Origin of the sequence: Microbulbifer sp. ARAS458-1 (assembly GCF_045348205.1) — a bacterium.
In the GTDB taxonomy this organism is placed as follows: domain Bacteria; phylum Pseudomonadota; class Gammaproteobacteria; order Pseudomonadales; family Cellvibrionaceae; genus Microbulbifer.
Genome location: NZ_CP155838.1, coordinates 319,765 through 337,125, shown reverse-complemented (window position 1 = coordinate 337,125; position 17,361 = coordinate 319,765). Strand labels below are relative to the sequence as shown.

At 55.6% G+C, this 17,361-nt stretch carries 12 protein-coding genes; 8 read left to right on the top strand and 4 right to left on the bottom strand.

Annotated elements, in window-relative coordinates:
• Positions 1 to 182: 182 nt before the first annotated feature.
• Positions 183 to 407 (top strand): DUF3094 family protein, encoded by a 225-nt coding sequence (locus tag AAFH99_RS01305; protein WP_043319654.1) that lies wholly within the window; start codon positions 183 to 185, stop codon positions 405 to 407.
• Here the strand turns inward: AAFH99_RS01305 and AAFH99_RS01300 are convergent.
• Entirely contained in the window at positions 404 to 862 is a 459-nt protein-coding gene (locus AAFH99_RS01300) for an EVE domain-containing protein (protein WP_406828451.1), read from the bottom strand. The genes AAFH99_RS01305 and AAFH99_RS01300 overlap by 4 nt on opposite strands.
• Positions 863 to 996: 134 nt before the next feature.
• Between AAFH99_RS01300 and AAFH99_RS01295 the strand changes: the two genes are divergently transcribed.
• From AAFH99_RS01295 to AAFH99_RS01280, 4 genes are all read left to right on the top strand, one after another.
• Positions 997 to 2,085 (top strand): sensor histidine kinase, encoded by a 1,089-nt coding sequence (locus tag AAFH99_RS01295; RefSeq protein ID WP_051687230.1) that lies wholly within the window; start codon positions 997 to 999, stop codon positions 2,083 to 2,085.
• Positions 2,086 to 2,140: 55 nt separating this feature from the next.
• Positions 2,141 to 2,953 carry a LytTR family DNA-binding domain-containing protein gene (locus tag AAFH99_RS01290; RefSeq protein ID WP_043319652.1) on the top strand — a complete coding sequence of 271 codons (813 nt, stop codon included), beginning with the start codon at positions 2,141 to 2,143 and terminating at the stop codon, positions 2,951 to 2,953.
• Positions 2,954 to 3,060: 107 nt separating this feature from the next.
• Positions 3,061 to 3,663: an HdeD family acid-resistance protein gene (locus AAFH99_RS01285; RefSeq protein WP_197023833.1), complete on the top strand. Its 603-nt coding sequence runs from the start codon at positions 3,061 to 3,063 to the stop codon at positions 3,661 to 3,663.
• Positions 3,664 to 3,826: 163 nt separating this feature from the next.
• Entirely contained in the window at positions 3,827 to 5,626 is a 1,800-nt protein-coding gene (locus AAFH99_RS01280; protein WP_043319650.1) for a PLP-dependent aminotransferase family protein, read from the top strand.
• A 12-nt stretch (positions 5,627 to 5,638) separates the two neighbouring features.
• Here the strand turns inward: AAFH99_RS01280 and AAFH99_RS01275 are convergent, their stop codons facing one another.
• Positions 5,639 to 6,886 carry an MFS transporter gene (locus AAFH99_RS01275; RefSeq protein WP_051687229.1) on the bottom strand — a complete coding sequence of 416 codons (1,248 nt, stop codon included), beginning with the start codon at positions 6,884 to 6,886 and terminating at the stop codon, positions 5,639 to 5,641.
• A 327-nt stretch (positions 6,887 to 7,213) separates the two neighbouring features.
• Between AAFH99_RS01275 and AAFH99_RS01270 the strand changes: the two genes are divergently transcribed.
• From AAFH99_RS01270 to AAFH99_RS01260, 3 genes are all read left to right on the top strand, one after another.
• On the top strand, positions 7,214 to 8,068 hold the full coding sequence (locus AAFH99_RS01270) for a carbon-nitrogen hydrolase family protein (protein WP_043319649.1): 855 nt from the start codon (positions 7,214 to 7,216) through the stop codon (positions 8,066 to 8,068).
• 195 nt (positions 8,069 to 8,263) lie between these two features.
• On the top strand, positions 8,264 to 10,738 hold the full coding sequence (locus AAFH99_RS01265) for a TonB-dependent receptor (protein WP_406828450.1): 2,475 nt from the start codon (positions 8,264 to 8,266) through the stop codon (positions 10,736 to 10,738).
• A gap of 128 nt (positions 10,739 to 10,866) precedes the next feature.
• On the top strand, positions 10,867 to 12,447 hold the full coding sequence (locus tag AAFH99_RS01260; protein ID WP_406828449.1) for a tetratricopeptide repeat-containing sulfotransferase family protein: 1,581 nt from the start codon (positions 10,867 to 10,869) through the stop codon (positions 12,445 to 12,447).
• A 53-nt stretch (positions 12,448 to 12,500) separates the two neighbouring features.
• On the opposite strand, the gene AAFH99_RS01255 is transcribed toward AAFH99_RS01260, so the two are convergent.
• Positions 12,501 to 15,266, bottom strand: coding sequence for a M1 family aminopeptidase (locus AAFH99_RS01255; RefSeq protein WP_406828448.1), 2,766 nt, complete (start codon positions 15,264 to 15,266; stop codon positions 12,501 to 12,503).
• Positions 15,267 to 15,542: 276 nt separating this feature from the next.
• Positions 15,543 to 17,102 carry an alpha/beta fold hydrolase gene (locus AAFH99_RS01250; protein WP_406828447.1) on the bottom strand — a complete coding sequence of 520 codons (1,560 nt, stop codon included), beginning with the start codon at positions 17,100 to 17,102 and terminating at the stop codon, positions 15,543 to 15,545.
• Between the last annotated feature and the right edge of the window lie 259 nt (positions 17,103 to 17,361).

Below are 17,361 nucleotides of genomic sequence, written 5' to 3'. Positions count from 1 at the left end.
CGGACTCGATCCGGTACCGGCATGACTGGGATTCGGCGTAATCCGCTTTGCCTCGTCATCCCGGACTCGATCCGGGATCCAGGTCCTTCGGACGATCAAAGCCCCGCACCCGCGGGGCTTTTTTCATTTCGGCGAATCTCCTAAACTCGGGACATCACAATAAAAAAGATCCCGAGTGACCTATGTCCAGTTCCGATTCGCCCACTCCAGACTTCGAAACCACCATCCCGCCGAAAAAACTCTCCGACGAAGACCAGGCCAAGGTCGATCGTTACCTGAAAAGTGGCCACAACGATGTGGAGCGCAAACCGTTTCGTCCTTTTCTGTTGCTCGGCATTATTCTCGTGGTGCTGACCGTATTATCTCTACTCAGCCTGTTTATCGCGCGCACCAAAGGTGTCGTTTAGGCTCTGAGTTTCAATAGCAGTCGCCATTCGCTCTCGCTTACTGGCTGAATCGACAACCGCCCCTGCCTCACCAGTACCATCTCTGCCAGCGCCCGGTTCTGCTTGATCTCTTTCAGTGGCAGCGGGCGGGCAAATTCGCTCTGCCAGCGGATATCCACACAGAACCAGCGCGGCTTGTCTGCGGTGGCCTTGGGGTCGAAGTATTTACTCTCTGCATCGAACTGAGCGGGATCCGGGTAGGCGGCTCGTACCACTTGCGCCGTGCCGACTATGGCCGGCACCTTGCAAGCGCTATGATAGAAGAGCACCCCGTCGCCTTCTGCAACCTTGTCCCTCAGAAAGTTGCGCGCCTGGTAATTGCGGATACCATCCCAACGGCCGGTGTGACCGGGTTCGCTTTTCAGGTCATCAAGGCTATATTCATCTGGTTCCGACTTGAACAGCCAGTAATTCATCGCTCTGTCTCCCCATACCGCGAATTCTGCGGCAGTCCGTCCGATTGCTGCGTTTGGTGGTATTTCACCCACAGGCGGCGTCAATTAGGCTATTTTCCCAGATTGGCGCCGTACGTGCGCGCTTTTGGAGATTTATGGGTACTTCTGTTTTCAACTGGCTGTCCGACTGGCTGGCGACCGAGCGCAACCAGTACTGGGCGCTGCAAATCAGCGGCTGGGCCGGCTACACACTGCTGACGTTTATTGGCGGCTTCTTCTGGGTGGAGAACCACTGGCTGTATACCGGCTATCTGGCGGTGGCCACGGCGTCTGGAATTGCCCTCTCCGAGGGGATGCGCCGCGGTTTCCAGCGTTTATGGGACAAGCCGCCGGCAACCCGCCTGAGTGGCACTCTGGGGGTGATTATCATCGCGGCCGCCCTGTGGGCGGCAATCAAGTTTGGCGGCTCCCTGTGGCTATACGGCAAGGACAGTGACGAACACCCCATGGTGATGGCGGTTTACTGGTTCTCGTATTCTTTTCTGATATACATGACCTGGACGGCTCTCTACTACGGTATCAAGTACTATCAGACTTCCCTGCAGCAGCAGGAGAAGGCGCTCAAAGCTGAGTCTATCGCCCACCAGTCTCAGCTCAAGATGCTGCGCTACCAGCTCAACCCGCATTTCCTGTTCAATACCCTGAATGCGATTTCCACCCTGATCCTGGATCAGGACGGCAAAACGGCAAACAGCATGGTCACCCGGCTGTCCCAGTTCCTGCGCCACTCGCTGGATAACGACCCGATGCAGAAGGTGACTCTGGCGAAAGAAGTGGAAGCGTTGATGCTCTATCTGGATATTGAGAAGGTGCGCTTCGCGGATCGCCTGCAGATCAATGTGGATCTGGACGGCGAGGCAACGCAGGCGCTGGTACCCAGTCTGCTGCTGCAACCAATTGTGGAAAATGCCATCAAATACGGTATTTCCCAGCGGGAGTGGGGTGGTGAGATCACGATTAAAGCGCGCGTATTCGCCGGCGAACTGCTGGTCGAGATCAGTGACAATGGCCCCGGGGTGCGCGAGGAGGATCTCGCAGGCCTGGGCCAGGGTGCCGGTGTGGGAATTCGCAATACCTGCGAACGCCTGCGAGCGCTGTACGGTGTAGAGCAGAAAACCCGGTTCTGTAACCGGCCTGAAGGTGGGTTGGCAGTGCACCTGCGCATTCCGTTCGAACAGGAATAATACCGGGGTGGAATAAATACGGCCCGCACGAGGGCAATCCGGAGAAAAGCGACCAGTGAGTAACGAAACCCTGAACGTCATCATCGTGGACGATGAACCTCTTGCCCGGCGCGGCCTGCGACTGCGCCTGGAAAACCTGGGCGGAATCGAGGTGGTGGCCGAATGCGGCAATGGCCGCGACGCGCGGGAGCAGATTCTGGAATTGAAGCCGGATGTAGCTTTTCTGGATATCCAGATGCCGGGTGTCAGTGGGCTGGAGCTGGTGCAGCTGCTTCCGAAGGACGATATTCCTCAGGTCGTATTTGTGACCGCCTACGATCAGTACGCGGTAGAGGCGTTCGAGGTCAATGCGGTGGATTATGTACTGAAGCCAATCGAGGAAGACCGTCTGGCGCTGGCCTTGCAGCGGGTGCGGGCAAAACTGGGCAGTGAAAACCTGGTTGCCCAGCGCGAGCAGTTGTTGGAGGCGGTAGCGGACCTGACTCAGGAATCACCGGAGGCACTGGAGCAGAAACTGGCAGCCGGTGAGCTGGGGGGGAATCGTTACCCGGACAAGATCGCCATCAAGGACTCTGGAAAAATCACCCTGGTACCGGCGCGAGACATCGACTGGATCGACGCAGCCGGCGATTATATGTGTGTGCACGCCAACGGCGAAACCCACGTAATGCGCATCACTATGAAGGAACTGGAGCAGCAGCTGGATCCGAAAGTATTTCAGCGTATTCACCGTTCGACTATCGTCAATCTCAAGCGGGTGCGCGAGATCTGTGCGCACATCAATGGTGAGTACCACCTGGTGCTCAACAATGGCGAGCGACTGAAAATGAGTCGCAGTTATAAAAACAAGGTCCAGCACTTTATCTGACACCGGCTGCGCCTGAAAAAAATAATCTCGTTTTTCGCTTTCCCGGAGATTAAAACTCCGGCTTGACGGTGATCCCGCATCGGGGCACCCATAGTCAGGAGGCGCCCATGGCACCCGAAAGTGACTCTCAAGTATCTCTGTCTTCCCGCCCATTACTGCGCGCCATGGCCGATAACTGGTGGGTGGCGCTGCTGCGTGGTCTGTTCGCCATAGCATTTGGCGTGCTCACGTTTATCTGGCCGGGTATCTCCCTGCTTAGTCTGGTGTTTCTATTCGCGATTTATACCTTGATTGACGGCGTGGTGGCACTTTACGGCGCGATCAAGGGGCGCGGCCAGGTGGAGCGTTCGTCCCTTTGGTGGCTATTGTTTGTGGGTATCACCGGTATTGCCGCAGGGATTCTCACCTTCGTTTATCCACAGGTGACCGCGCTGGTGCTGGTGATTTTTATTGGTGCCTGGGCACTGGTGCGCGGTATCTTCGAGATCGTTGGTGCCCTACGCCTGCGCAAGGAAATTGAACACGAGTGGCTGTTGATTTTTGCGGGCTTCCTGTCGGTAATCTTTGGCCTGGTCCTGTTGCTCAAGCCCGGTGCCGGCGCCCTCGCACTACTCTGGCTGATCGGCAGTTACGCTATCGTGTTCGGCATCATCCTGGTGTGGTTGGCATTTCGCTTGAAAAAGTTGGCACGCAATACGCATACTGGCTGACTACCCGGGGAAGGCTGGAAAAGTCTTTCGCGGACGGGCTCTCTGATGTTCGGGGGCCCGGTATCGCGGAGGTACGCCGGCTTGAATCTGGACTGGGCGCCGTGCACACTGCGGGCAACCTCCAGAATACGCACCAGGCCAAAACAAATATAACGAGCCGTTCATGAGCGAAGCACTGATCGTTCTCGATCCCGCTGCGGATAAAAGTCTGCAGCAGCAAATCCGTGAAAAACTGATCCAGGGGATTCTGTCTGGCAGCATTCCCGCGGGGCATAAAATGCCCTCATCGCGGCGAATGGCCGAGCAGCTTGGTGTTGCCCGCAATACGGTAGTGCTTGCCTATCAACAGCTGGTGGATGATGGTTTTCTGGTAACCCGTGAGCGCAGTGGTTTCTATGTCAGCGAAACCGTGTCGCAGCAGGGGGTGATCAGTCACAATGCCGGTGAACCGCAGCGGGATGAGGACGACCGACAATTCTGGCGCACTCACTGCAACCCCGTTTCCGTCAGCCGCCGGGCTCTGCAAAACCGCCCCGCCAACTGGCTTCAGTATCCTTATCCATTTGTCAGCAACGAGTATGATCCGCGGCTCTACCCTAGCACCGAATGGCGGGAGTGCACCCGGGATATTTTTACCGCGCGGGAAGTCGCGCAGTGGGCCACACTCGGCAATAACGAGGACGACCGCCACCTGGTGGAACAGATCTGCACCCGCCTGCTACCGCGCCGGGGAATCTATGTGGAACCTGGGCAGATATTGCTGACCAGCGGTATAGAGCAGGCCTGCTATCTGCTGGGGGAACTGCTGCTGGGTAACCAGCGCAGGCTTGCGCTGGTCAAACCTGCCGGCGGTGAAACCGGTGAGATTTTTCGACGCTCAGGAGCCCAGATACAGTCACTTTCACAGGATGCCGATGGTCCGCTACTGGATGAGAGTTTCCAGACGTCTCAGTGCATTTACCTGCAGCCCAATGTGCACAATCCCACCGCCGTTACCACCAGCCTGGAGCGTCGCCGACAGCTGCTAAAGCAGGCGCGGGAGCAGCAGGCCGTGGTTATCGAAAACGACTGTGATCATGATTTCTGTTACCACGGCAATCCATTGCCACCGCTGAAAAGTATGGAGGGTGGCAGTTCGGTTATCTATCTCTATCAATTTCCAAAGATCATCGACCCCGGGATGCAGCTTGCCTTTGTGGTTGCCCCGAAGCCGGTGATTCAGCGACTGCGCGCGCTGCGCTACACCCTGCGCGAGCGGGTACCCGCACTCAATCAGCGTTTGCTGGCCAAGTTTGTGGCGGCCGGTCATCTGGATGCGGCGCTGTTCAAAATCACCCAGCAGCTGAAGGAGCGCTGGATCGCACTGGGCGAAGCCCTGATGTACCACCTGCCCAAGTTAAAGGTGCGCCGTGCCAGCTGCGGCACTGCCTGCTGGCTGGAGTTACCACCACATGTGGATGGTGCCCAGCTGCAGATCAGTGCTGAACAGAACGGCTTGTTGCTGGAGACCGTGGGGGACGGCAGCGCCGTGCGACTTGGCTTTTCCGCGATCGATGCAGATAAAATCGAGGGTGGTGTGCGAGTGCTTGCGCAATTGATCAATGGCGAGTTGCAGGCGGAAGAGGAGTCACTGGATGTGGCTTCTGGCCGACGCCTTAGCGCGGAAGATTTGCAGCGGGAAATGCCGGGAGCCATATTCCTCGGCACCAACACCCTGGGCGAGTCCTATCGTATCGAGCTGAAGCCGGACGGCACCATGCTCGGCTATTCCCGCAACGATGTGGAGATGGACGAGACCGACACTGGCCGCTGGTGGCTCGACGGCGACCAGTGGGTGCGCCAGTGGCGCACCTGGTCCTACGGCCGCAAGGCAAGTTTCTACGTGGTGACCGATGGCCACCGCATCAAGTGGTTCAATGAAACCGGCAAACTGATTGATGCGGCGATTATCGCCAATGAGTAACGCGCGTGCCCGTCAGTTCCCCGGAGCGCGATCGAGCCGCGCTGCCGCGGGTACCGCAATCAGACAGATTGCCAATACTGCAACGGTAAGAATGATCAGCTGGGTATAGCTGCCACCACCGGTAATAAAGTAACCCGCAAACAGTGGCCCACAGGCCAGCCCCAGCTTCGACGCGAAGCCACCAAACGCACCCATCTGCCCGGCACTGTCAAAACGTGATGCCATGGTCAGGAAATAGGGTACGCAGAACGCCCAGGTAATTCCGGTAACCACATTGGCCAGAATAAATAGCGGGCGAATATCACTGAACACAAACAGCAGCAGGCCGAGTAGGGTAATGATCAGTGCCGCAGCCAGGGGTTTGGCCAGGGGATATTTCTGGCCGGTCACCGCCGCCAGCGCGGCGCCACCAATGGCAATCAGGTTTGCCCAGAACAGGGTCTGGCTGATAAAACCCAGGGGCAATCCAAAGGTTTTGCCCAGGTCGAAAATGAAAGCGAACAGCGCCATGTTTGCGAACTGGAAGCAGAACAGCGCAATCAGAGTGATGATGATGGGCGCCAGTGGCAGCGGCGCTGCGCTTTCCGCGTGCGCGCGACTCTCAGCTTCCGTTGGTAGCGGGTAATCGGCAATCAGCGGCAGCATCAGCAGTGTGATGACGCTGAAGGTAATCAGCGCAAAGAAAGGCACATAGGTGCCGTGTTCCACCACCAGCGCAGGCAGAAATCCCACCCCGATGGCCCCGCCGGTGTATTGCACCAACAGCACCATGCTGTAACTGCGCCCGGCAATACCGCTGCGGGCAATGACCGCAAACCCCAACCCTACCAGGGCGCCGCCGAGAATCCCGTGCACCAGTCGCAACGGAATCAGCAGGTCCAGATTGGCCAGCTGAATGGTCAGCACATCCATGCCGATAGAGCAGCACAGTAGTATCGCCGCAGCGCGCTTCCAGCGCGGAATGTACCGGATCAGCCAGGAAACCGTAAATGCTCCGATCACCGCGCCCATGGTGTTGGCAAAGGTGATCTGCCCCGCCTGTTCGGCACTTAACCCCGCACCCGCCATCAGTGCGTCCACAATGACCGGAAAGATGTTCACATAGTAAAGGCCCGCAGACGAAAGAAACGCGAGAAAGATGCTCGCGATCCAGCCGTTGCTGACTAAAAGACTATTTCCAGCGGCCGCATCGGGAATTCTTTTTCCGGAATAGCCTGATTCTGGGGCATCTGTTGCTGCAGACTGGGGAGGATTTTCCATGGGTACTCCGGCGATTGTGGCAATTTGTTATCTGTCTTATCCCTTGAACCGACGTCCGTTCAGCGGTTGTCGCGGTCGGTTCCTGTGCCGGACCAAAGCTAACTTATTACAGCGCGTGTGATAGTGCCAGATCCGGCTCGCAGTTGGGTCCAAATCCGCCATTCCGCGACCTCCTCGGCTTTGGACTCATGTATCCCGCCCATCTGGCCCTATAGCCGCGTCTCGCTCTGCGCCAGTATTAATCCAGCTGGCCAACGCTGCCCGGAAAGCACCGGCAAGGCGGCGGCAACAACAAAAATCAATAATCCAGAACCAGGAACCGGTGTGATGAGTAGCAACCGCAGGTCTTTCGGAATAGCAGCACTGCAATTGAAACTGGATGAGGCAGACAATCTGGAGCTGCTGCTGCAGAAAATCCAGCGCACCAAGTTGCGCTACCCCTGGGTCAAAATGATCGTACTGAGCGAGTTGGCCCTGCGTGGTGTCGGCGCGCAACACGCCCGCGAGCTGCCCTCTGCGGAAGAGGAAGCTTTCTGCCGTACCGCAAGGGAACTGGGAATCTGGCTGATTCCGGGATCCATGTATGAAAAGTGCGGCAGCGCCGTGTTCAACACCACGCCGGTGATCAATCCAGCCGGTGAGGTCATCGCCCGCTATCGCAAGATCTACCCCTTCCTGCCTTACGAAAAAGGCGTCACCGCGGGAGATCAGTTTGTTGTATTTGATGTGCCCGAGGTGGGGCGCTTTGGGGTCTCCATCTGCTACGACATGTGGTTCCCCGAAACCACCCGAGCCATGGCCTGGATGGGTGCAGAAGTGATTATCCACCCCACCAAAACCGACACCATCGATCGCAAAGACGAGCTTTCCATGGTGCGCGCCAGTGCGGTGATGAACCAGTGTTACATCGTCGATGTAAACGGAGCCGGCGAGCAGGGCAACGGCCGCTCGATCATTGTCGGACCAGAAGGCGATACCCTGCATGAGGCCTCTATTGAGGAAGAAATTATCGCTCTGTTTATTGATGTAGAAAAAGTTGCTCAGGTACGTGAGCGCGGCATGAAAGGCCTGGGACAAACCCTGAAAAGTTTCCGCGATGGCAAGGTGCACTATCCACAGTACGAGCGGGGTGCGGTATCCCCTGCGCTGGAGCAGCTCGGCGAGCTGAAAGTGCCGGAATAATACCGGCGAGACAAAAGTTCATTTCTCACAGGATGGCTTTTTATCACCACAACAAACTGGACCAGTCGTTGTAGACTAACTGGCACTAGGTATAGGCCAGGGTCCAGTTATACAAAGAATCACAACAAAAAGCCGGCGCAGTTTGGCCAGCAGCGAAAATTCAAAATAAGAGATCCAAACCTAGCAGAGGGCATCATGAAACAACCAATCAAGCAGGGGTTTAGCAAATCCACACTGGCAACCGCCGTCGCGGCAGTATCCGCGGGTACGCTGCTATCCGTTCCGCAGCTGGCGAGTGCGCAAGAATCACTTATTGAGGAAGTGATCGTGACTGCGACTGCACGGGCGCAGAATGCACAAGATATCCCATACAACATTTCAGCTGTCAGTGGTGAGGACCTAGAAGAACAGAATATTACTGATGCCACGGAGTTGCTACGAAGCGTTTCTGGTGTGGCAGTGCTGGACCGGGGCTATCGCAACTCTGGTATGGCGAATAACATGATTATTCGCGGGCTCAATGTCGACAATGGCGCAAATGGTGATGTTGGCCTTTCTGCAGTTTCTCCGGTTTCGACTTACGTGGATTCCACTCCTATTTTTGCAAACTTCATTTTGAAGGATGTGGAGCGAGTGGAGGTATTGCGAGGCCCACAGGGCACTCTCTACGGCTCTGGAGCTATGGGGGGGACGGTTCGTTACATTATGAACAAGCCGGATACCGAAGAGACTATGGTGAAGGCTTCTACCAGTCTCAGTCAGACCGATGGCTCTGGAGGTACGAATTACAGTGCTGATGTAATCCTGAATCTCCCCCTGGGCGACAAGGCGGCATTCCGTTTCTCCGGCGGAACCATCGATAATGCCGGCGTGATCGATTATGTAAACCTGTATGAGCTGGCAGACGGCAAGCCAGTAGTTAAGGCGGACGACGGGTCTTGTGTAAGTGTGAAAAGCCCTTCTCTGAGTGCAGAAGAAGTTGCTTTCAATGGCTCATGCTATACCTCGAAAGAAGATGCTGACACAGTAGAAATCATGCATGCCCGGGCAGCACTGCGCGTTGACATGACCGACAACATCAGTGCCACCGCGAGCTATCAAATGCAGAGTGACGAAATCGGTGCACGGCGGGCCGTGACACTCGGCGGCAATCTGCTAGGTGAAACCTACGGTGATCATGAGAACGGATCCACCATGCTGGAGCCGTCCGAACGCGAAGTTGACTTGTTCAGCCTTGAAGTCGAAGCTGACCTGGGCTTCGCTACCCTGACTTCTACCACCTCCCAGTACGAGCACACCGGCAACGGCTGGCGGGATAATACGAGCATTTGGGTTACTGATCGCGGTGGATACTCCAATTGGTTTGATGATCTTTACACCGGTATGCCACGCCCGGTTGCTCACGTGGATGCAGGCTACAGTGAAAAGGCTCTGGTTCAGGAGCTCCGCCTGGTTTCCAACACCGAGGGTGACATCGACTGGGTCGCCGGTGCCTACTACATGGACCAGGAACGCGAGACATACAATCTGAGTTACCTGCTCGGCTTGGACGAATACGGACAAGCGTGCGCAGAAATAGGTGCAGCATGCGCTGCCGATGGACAATGGTGGGTTGGACTTCCTCTTCAGGAAACTGACTTCGACTATGTTCGCGAAGAAACGTTCGAGGACGTAGCGGTATATGGCGAGCTGACTTACCACGTGACCGACAGTTTTCACCTCACAGGTGGAATGCGCTGGTTTAGCAATACTCTTACCAACAATACCGCTCTCGGATTCCCTCTTATCGAGGGCGATAGCGTTGCATTTGAAAAATACCCCGGGCAAGAAGAGGATGACGTTCAATTTAAGGTCAATGCTTCCTGGGATATTAATGAGCGTCTGATGGCGTACGCCACTTACTCAGAAGGTTTCCGTCGCGGCGGTTCTAACGCAGTGCCATGTAGTGGTTTCTTCGTAGAGCTTAACTGTGAAGCTGCATCAACCTTTAATAAAGATACCGCTCAAAATTATGAAGTGGGTGTCAAAGGTGATACAGATCGAGCACGTTATTCCGCGAACATCTTCTACGTAGATTGGCAGGACCCACAACTCAATACCGCCACCTATTGGTGGGCATTCTTTATGGCCCAAAACGGTGAGTCAGCAGCTACCAGCGGTTTGGAGCTTGAGGCCGAGTTTGCACTAACTGAGAACCTCACATTGCAAACAGGATACACATATACTAAAGCGGAGTTGACTGCTGATCTAATCGGCCCTCAGGCGGGTAACCTAATTGCCGAAGATGGTCACAAACTACCCGGTATTCCAGAGAATGTTTTGACCGTGGCGCTTTCTCATCGTTATTTCGTCACTGATGGTATGGAGTTGGCAAGCCGCATCGGTGGGTATTACCAGTCTGAGACCATTAATTCGGTTCAGGATACCTCGATTCAAGATGAGCATGATGCATTTAGCCTCTGGAACGCATCGGCTTCCCTGCTGACCGATTCTTGGGTGGTATCTCTGTACGCGAAAAACCTTCTGAACAACGAAGGTGTTACCGGTAGTTTCCCGAGTGCATATATGAGTACGGACACCGGGGTATTTGAAAACTACTACGGTAACAATCAGCGTCAGTACATTACGACACCGCGGACTATCGGTTTGAGCGCTAGTTATACCTTTTAAATCATTCAGTGAATTGTTGCTTTAGGCCGGGTAATCCCGGCCTTTTTTATTTGTGCCTTCGGATACTGGCGATTCCTAAACAGGCAGTGATACAGTACGAATAAATTCTAGATACAAAGCAGAACTCAATGAATATGGTAGAGCAGTCCTGTAGGAAAGCACGTAATTTACTTGCAAAAGGCGAGTTGCGTGAATCACTAGGTTGCATCAAAACTCTACTACAGGCTAACCCCGATATCGCCGATGGTTGGCTGGTGTTGAGCGAAATACATGCTGCGAATAGTAACTGCCATGCGGCACTTATGGCCTGTGAAAAGGCTATAGCCATAGATCCTGAAAGCCCCGAAATCTTACTTCAATTTTGTCGCTGTGCTCTTCCATTGGGGGGCAAGGCTGAAAAAATCCGTGTCTATCTTGATCAGATGCTGGATATGTCAATTGATAATGCCTATCAGTTGAATGAGATCGGTAGGCTCTATACCTCATTGGATCAACATGAATTAGCAAAGCGCCTATATCAGCGTGCGATTGGATTAGTTAGTGAAGAACCCGATTTTTTTTACAACTTGGCTACAGCCCAGCGGTTTCTTGGTGAGATTGAGGGTGCGGAAGAAGCTGCTAGTCGCGCAATAGAGCTCAACCCGAAAGACAGCGAGGCGCATTTACTGAGATCTGGGTTGCGTAGGCAGACAGCTGAAAGCAACCACATTACCTCGTTGAAAGCATCGCTCGCTGCAAGCGGACTCTCGGCGCGGGATCGAGTGAACCTGCAGTACGCTTTAGCCAAAGAGCTGGAGGACTTGGAGTGTTGGGATGAGGCATTTTATAACCTCCAAATTGGTGCAGATTTGCGACGTGCTCATATACGTTACGACGTGCAATATGATTTAGATATCATGCGATCATTGCGAAAGACGTTCGACGCGGATTTTTTCAAAAAAAATCGGAAAACTGCGGAGTCGCAAGAGCCGATTTTTGTTCTCGGAATGCCCCGTACCGGAAGTACCCTTCTTGAGCGAATACTTTCCTCTCATTCTGAAGTTCAGACTGCCGGTGAGCTAAATAATTTTTCTCAGGAATTAATGCGCGCGGTTAAAAGTTCTGGCACGAATGGAGGCGTTGATAAATTATCTTTGATTGAATCCTCACGCTATATTGATTTTCGAGAGCTGGGTGATGGATATATTGAAAGTACCAGAATGTTAACAGGTAAAAAACCTCATTTTATCGACAAATTACCATTTAACTATCTTTACATCGGGATCATTCATGCGGCGCTACCCAATGCACGGATTATTCACGTTCATCGTGACCCCATGGATACTTGTTACGCGGTTTACAAACAGCTGTTTCAAAGCGCTTATCCGTTCTCCTATAACTTGCAGGAACTTGGTCAGTACTACATCGCTTACCGACGGCTAATGGATCATTGGGAAGCCGTTCTGCCGAAGGGGCGTATTTTTCATGTGCAGTATGAGAGTTTGGTGGAAAGTACGGAGACAGTTGTTCGTGGGGTTCTAGATTACTGTGATCTCGATTGGCAGGTGCAGTGTCTTGATTTTCACAATATTCGTCAGGCTTCTACAACGGCTAGTGCCACCCAGGTCCGCCAGCCAATTTACGCATCCTCTATCGGAAAATGGAAAAACTATCGTGCTCAGTTATTAACTCTGCAGCAGGTTTTATCAGAGGGCGGGGTTCTTATGTAAACAAAAATGGCAGCCATGGCTGCCATTTTCGAAGCTGCTATAGCCACTGTCTCTTATTTGAAACTCCCCACTAGTGCCTGTCCATTCTCTTTCAGTGCCAGACACAGATTAATCCCTTCTTCCGTCTGCGCCAGTGCGCGCTGATAGCCGGGAACCAGTTTTTGCTGCTGGGTAAACAGCAGCTGCACCTGTTTTAAGTACTGCTGGTCGCAGAAATTTGCTCCGAAGCGGGGTGTGTTGCGCCGCCACTGCTCCGGGATTTTTGCTACCACTTCGGCAAAGTTGTCCCGCAGCCATTGCCAGTTTCTAGCCTGGAGCTCCGGTTCGATCAGGGCATTCTGAATCAGCCCGAACGCTTCGCGTGCACCCATGTTGTCGCTGAGCGCCAGCTGATGAATAGTGTCGAGCTGTAATGGATCGATGACGCGGCCCATAGCGTTGGCACTGGCGCTTTCAAACAGCGGGTCGTCCAGTTCACTGCGCACTTTGATCAGGTGGTCGAGGAAATCCTTGCCGGAATCCTGAATGGCTACGGTCAGCGCGCTTTCATACAGATCGGAATCCAGTGCCGTGGGATCGCGCTCGCGATTGAAACCGGTAAAGAGTTCGGCCTGCTGTTGCAATTGTTTGCGGGTGTCCTTGTCTTTGCCTTCCAGCGCAAGAAAGCCGAGCAGGCGGCTGCGTAGCAGTTTGCTTTCCGAGTCCGTATTGTCTGCGAGGTCCTGTGCTTTTTTACCGTACTGTTCTTTCAGGAATGCCTGCCAGCGGGCTGCATTGGCATCTTCTATATAGTGGTCGGCATACTTGGCCAGGTAACCCAGAGGTGCTTCCACAACCTGGCGTTTGTCTGAGGTGGCCGAGAGGCGCACCACTTCCAGCAGGGTGCCTGGCTTGAGTTTGCCGCTTTCGAAAGCGGCGAAGGCGCTGTCGATCAGTGACAGGCGCTCTGTGGGGTTGAGGTTGTCGAACTCACCGAGCAGGGCCTGCCAGTACTTTTCATCCATGTTGAAGCGGTAGTAGCCGCTACCGTTCACGTTGGGCATGACCCACTTGGGGCAGGCACCGCCGGAAACGGCGATCTCCTGCTGGCTGTCGCTGAGGAATTCGCACTGGGCAACGCCGGTGTTGGTGCGCATGCAGAATGGAATACTCCACTGCTGGCCGGTCTCAGAAATCGGGGAGCCGAGCGGTTTGTAGCGCTGCTGCTGAACAATTACCGAGGCTTCACCATCGGTATTGCAGTTCATGGTCAGTGACAGCAGCGGCACGCCTTTCTGCTCCACAAAGGTACGGAAGGTTTCGGTGAGCTGCGGGCTTTCGGTTTCATCACCGATGACCTTGTAAAAGTCCGGTGAATCGGCCACGCCGTCGGCAAACTTTTCTATATAGCGTCCCAGTGCCGGTCGGAAGGTATCGGCTCCAAAATATTCATCCACCATGTGGATAACACCGAGGCTTTTGGAGTAGGTGATGGCGTCGTAGGCGTTGCGGATATTGTTGTTGTCGGTGATTGGCTCGCGGATGGCGCGGGTGCTGGCGAGGGAATCCAGCTTCATCGCACTGATGGCGCGCACCGCGGCATTCAGGTCGTGGCCGCCGTCCGGTTCCATGATGGTAAGAGCCAGCGGGGTGCCCCAGGTGGCGAAGCCTTCTTTCAGCCACAGGTCGTCCCACCAGGGCGGGGTGACCAGATTGCCGAACCACATATGTGCGATTTCGTGGGCGTGTACGCCGAGCAGGGCCAGGCGCAGGCCGGGGGCGGGTTCGTCACCTTCCACCAGAATACGCTGTTCGCGGTAGGTGATGGCGGCGGACAGTTCGGTAGCGCCACTGGGCCACTGGGGCGCGGCAATAATGTCGAGCTTACGGAAGGGGTAGGGGCGCTGCAATTGCTCCTCAAAAATACGCAGCATTTCCGGGGTTTTATCCAGCACGTACGCCATATCCTTGCCGCGACCTTTGCGGGCGAAGCCGCGCAGGGGCAGTGGCTCCTTGCGGTATTTGTTGGCGGGAATATCCGGGCGCTCGACCACGTCGAAGGGCCCCACGGCGAGGGACAGCAGATAGGTGGGCATGGGGCGGGTCTGGGCGAAGGTGACCTTTTCCATGCCGTTACCCGCGTCTACACGTTCGGTTTCGGGGCCGTTGCTGATGGCTTTGTAGCCCTTGGGAATGGTGAGGCTGATGTCATAGGTGGCTTTCAGGCCGGGTTCGTCGAAGCCGGGCAGGAAGCGGCGCGCCTGGATGGATTCGGATTTGGCCAGCGCGTAGGCATCGCCTTTTTCTTCGACCTTGAACAGGCCGGCGAGGTTTTTATCGAACGGGGCGCTGTATCGGGTATGCAGGGTAATTTTGCCGGCGGGGATACCACCGGCGAAGTCCACACGCACCACGCCGCTGTCGAGCATCTGGCGGTAGTGGGCGGCGACTTCTTTTTCTTTCTCATCGCCTTGCGCGGGCACGATGGCTTTGATGTCGGCGACGTCGATGTTGTTGCCGTGCATCCAGATGTGGTCGGTGGCTTTGTCCACTTCTATGTCAATTTCCACCTGGCCGTGGAAGGTATCCTGGCGGGGATCGAGGGTGAGGTCGAGGCGATAGGCGGTGGGGCGGACGCCGTCGGGGAGTTTGCCGGCGGGTGCTTGTTCTTCGACGCTGGGTTTGGCCTCAGCGTTTTTTGTCTCCACTGTCTGCTCGCTGGCGGTGGTTTGCGGGCTCGCCTTTTCCCGGTCGGGGTCGCTGGTGGTTTTGTTGTCGGTTCCGCAGGCGGTGAGCACGATTAGTCCGGCCAGAAGGGCCGGAAGGGTAAGAATTCGCATGGTAAATCTTTGCTTTGGAATGGTTGGTTCGCTGGTTGTTCCTATTGTAGCGGGTTGGGGCGGCTGGTTTGCAGGGGGGCGCGATGGATTGAGCTTGTTACCAGATCCGCGGAGAGCTTCGGGTAAGGTCCGGTGGCGGCGCCGCTAGCGGGTACGGCCTTCTGAGACACGCCGTGAACCCATCCATGGGGGCTCTGCAAAAACATCCTGTTTTTGAAGGTCTCAAAAGGCCGTACCCGCTATCGGCGCCTGCGCATCAGGCTTTTGTCACCTGAATCATAAATGCGGAATCGTCAGCACTGACTGCCGGCTGCTGCGATAGGGCACCTCAATCTCATAGTTTGTATCTTCCGGCTTTTGATAAATCGCGCCTTCGGTATCAATCGCGAGGGTCACCACGTGCCCCGGTGGTACGTCGTAGGCGGTGGTGAAGAGTTCCATGGAGATCTTCTGCGCCTTGCCGACCTGTGCGTTGTGCAGGGTGAGTGGGGCGTGGGTGATGAGTCGGCCGAGGCCCAGGGGGCCGGTGTCGTAGAGGTATACCTGCAGTTGCACTTCGGGCTTGCTGGGTTTTATCCACATTTCGAGGCTTGGGGTGCCGCGGATTTTGAAGGTGCTCCAGTGTACTGGTGAGTTGTATTCGATGGCGTGGTAGCCGTTGATGCCGGTCATGTTGGTGTAGACGGGGATGCCGAAGCCTTCGAGAGCGTCGGAGACGACGGGGATGCCGGTGCCGGCTTTGGTGTCTGAGCCGCCGTGGAAGTCGTTGCTCCAGCCCCAGCCGCTGTAGGGGCGGGTTTTCATGCTGGCGTTGTTGAAGTAGGTGAACCTGGGGTGCAGGTGGTAGCGGGTGGTTTTGTCGGTTACGGGAAAGTCGTCGAACTGCTCGAGTCTGTTGCTGATGCGCACGGTCATGTCCACTTTGGGCTCGTGATCAATGCCGTTGGGTTGGTCTTTGAGGTAGCGGTCGAACCAGCGGAAGGCGGTGGCCCAGATGTGGCCGTTGTTGCCACCAAGGGTTTCGGTGACGGCGTGGGTGCCGGGGTTTAACAGCAGTTTCTTGGGGCCGTCCAACAGGCTGTAGAGCTGCGTCATGCTGTTGGGTTTGAACAGGTAATCCGCGAAGTTGTTGGACATAAGCACGGCGGTGCCGTTGCTGTTCAGTTCTGGCACGTAGGAGAGCGCGGAGCGGGGCGCGGCAAATTCCTCGACGCCCTGGATGTTTTCCGTGGCGCGGAGGTTGGCCCAGATGGCGTCGACTTCGGGGTCGAGATTGAGGGCGGTGGTGGTGAGGATGGTGCCCCACACCAGGTTGACGGTGTTGCCGGGGTAGAGTCCTTCGATCACGTCGGACCAGCCGGAGAGGGCGGCGACGGCGTCCACGCGGGGGTCCTGGGCGGCGGTGATCAGGGAGATCCCGGCGCCGTAGGAGATACCCGCCATCCCCAGTTTGCCGACCGGGTAGTGGGCTTCGAGCCAGTCGATCAGCACGCCGGCATCGCGGATGGAGTTTTCTCCGGCCACATCCACCATCCCGCCGGAGGTGCCAAAGCCGCGGGTGGAGTAGCTCATTACCAGGTAGCCGTTGTCGGCGAGCTCGGCGGCCTGCAGTAGGTACTGGTGTTTGTCGAGCATCCAGCTGTTGGTAAACAGTACCGTGGGGTAGCCGCCGGCGGGCGCGGGGGTCTCTGGAATAAACAGGTTGGCGTCCAGTTCCGTGCCGTCGAAGGTGGTGATATCCAGGTCGGCAATAAAGGTGGGGGCGGCCTGAGAGGCAGGGGTAAAAGCGGCGCACAGGGCACCGGCCAGCAGCGCCGGCAGGGCGAGTGTTTTCATGCTCTTCTCTCTCTGTATTTATTTCTTTTGTTACAGCGTCATCGCTCCGGCCGGGACCCGCTTTCCGCAGGGGCCAGTGGTTCGGTATGGATTACCGGAGCCGGCCAGAAACTGGAGTCTATGGGGAGGACCCGGGCAGCGAAGATGGAATTTCTGTGACTGTGATCTGGTTATCAGTCAGTGACGTGTGGCTATACGTAGAACTTAGGGGTCATTTTGTGACTGCATACGACCAGCTGGTCCGTGACCGGCTTATGCT

Bases quoted from the DNA above. Each gene is read 5' to 3' on its own strand.
- AAFH99_RS01270 (WP_043319649.1), top strand. From the start codon at position 7,214: ATGAGTAGCAACCGCAGGTCTTTCGGAATAGCAGCACTGCAATTGAAA.
- AAFH99_RS01255 (WP_406828448.1), bottom strand. From the start codon at position 15,266: ATGCGAATTCTTACCCTTCCGGCCCTTCTGGCCGGACTAATCGTGCTC.
- AAFH99_RS01265 (WP_406828450.1), top strand. From the start codon at position 8,264: ATGAAACAACCAATCAAGCAGGGGTTTAGCAAATCCACACTGGCAACC.
- AAFH99_RS01275 (WP_051687229.1), bottom strand. From the start codon at position 6,886: ATGGAAAATCCTCCCCAGTCTGCAGCAACAGATGCCCCAGAATCAGGC.
- AAFH99_RS01300 (WP_406828451.1), bottom strand. From the start codon at position 862: ATGAATTACTGGCTGTTCAAGTCGGAACCAGATGAATATAGCCTTGAT.
- AAFH99_RS01280 (WP_043319650.1), top strand. From the start codon at position 3,827: ATGAGCGAAGCACTGATCGTTCTCGATCCCGCTGCGGATAAAAGTCTG.
- AAFH99_RS01295 (WP_051687230.1), top strand. From the start codon at position 997: ATGGGTACTTCTGTTTTCAACTGGCTGTCCGACTGGCTGGCGACCGAG.
- AAFH99_RS01285 (WP_197023833.1), top strand. From the start codon at position 3,061: ATGGCACCCGAAAGTGACTCTCAAGTATCTCTGTCTTCCCGCCCATTA.
- AAFH99_RS01250 (WP_406828447.1), bottom strand. From the start codon at position 17,102: ATGAAAACACTCGCCCTGCCGGCGCTGCTGGCCGGTGCCCTGTGCGCC.
- AAFH99_RS01305 (WP_043319654.1), top strand. From the start codon at position 183: ATGTCCAGTTCCGATTCGCCCACTCCAGACTTCGAAACCACCATCCCG.
- AAFH99_RS01260 (WP_406828449.1), top strand. From the start codon at position 10,867: ATGAATATGGTAGAGCAGTCCTGTAGGAAAGCACGTAATTTACTTGCA.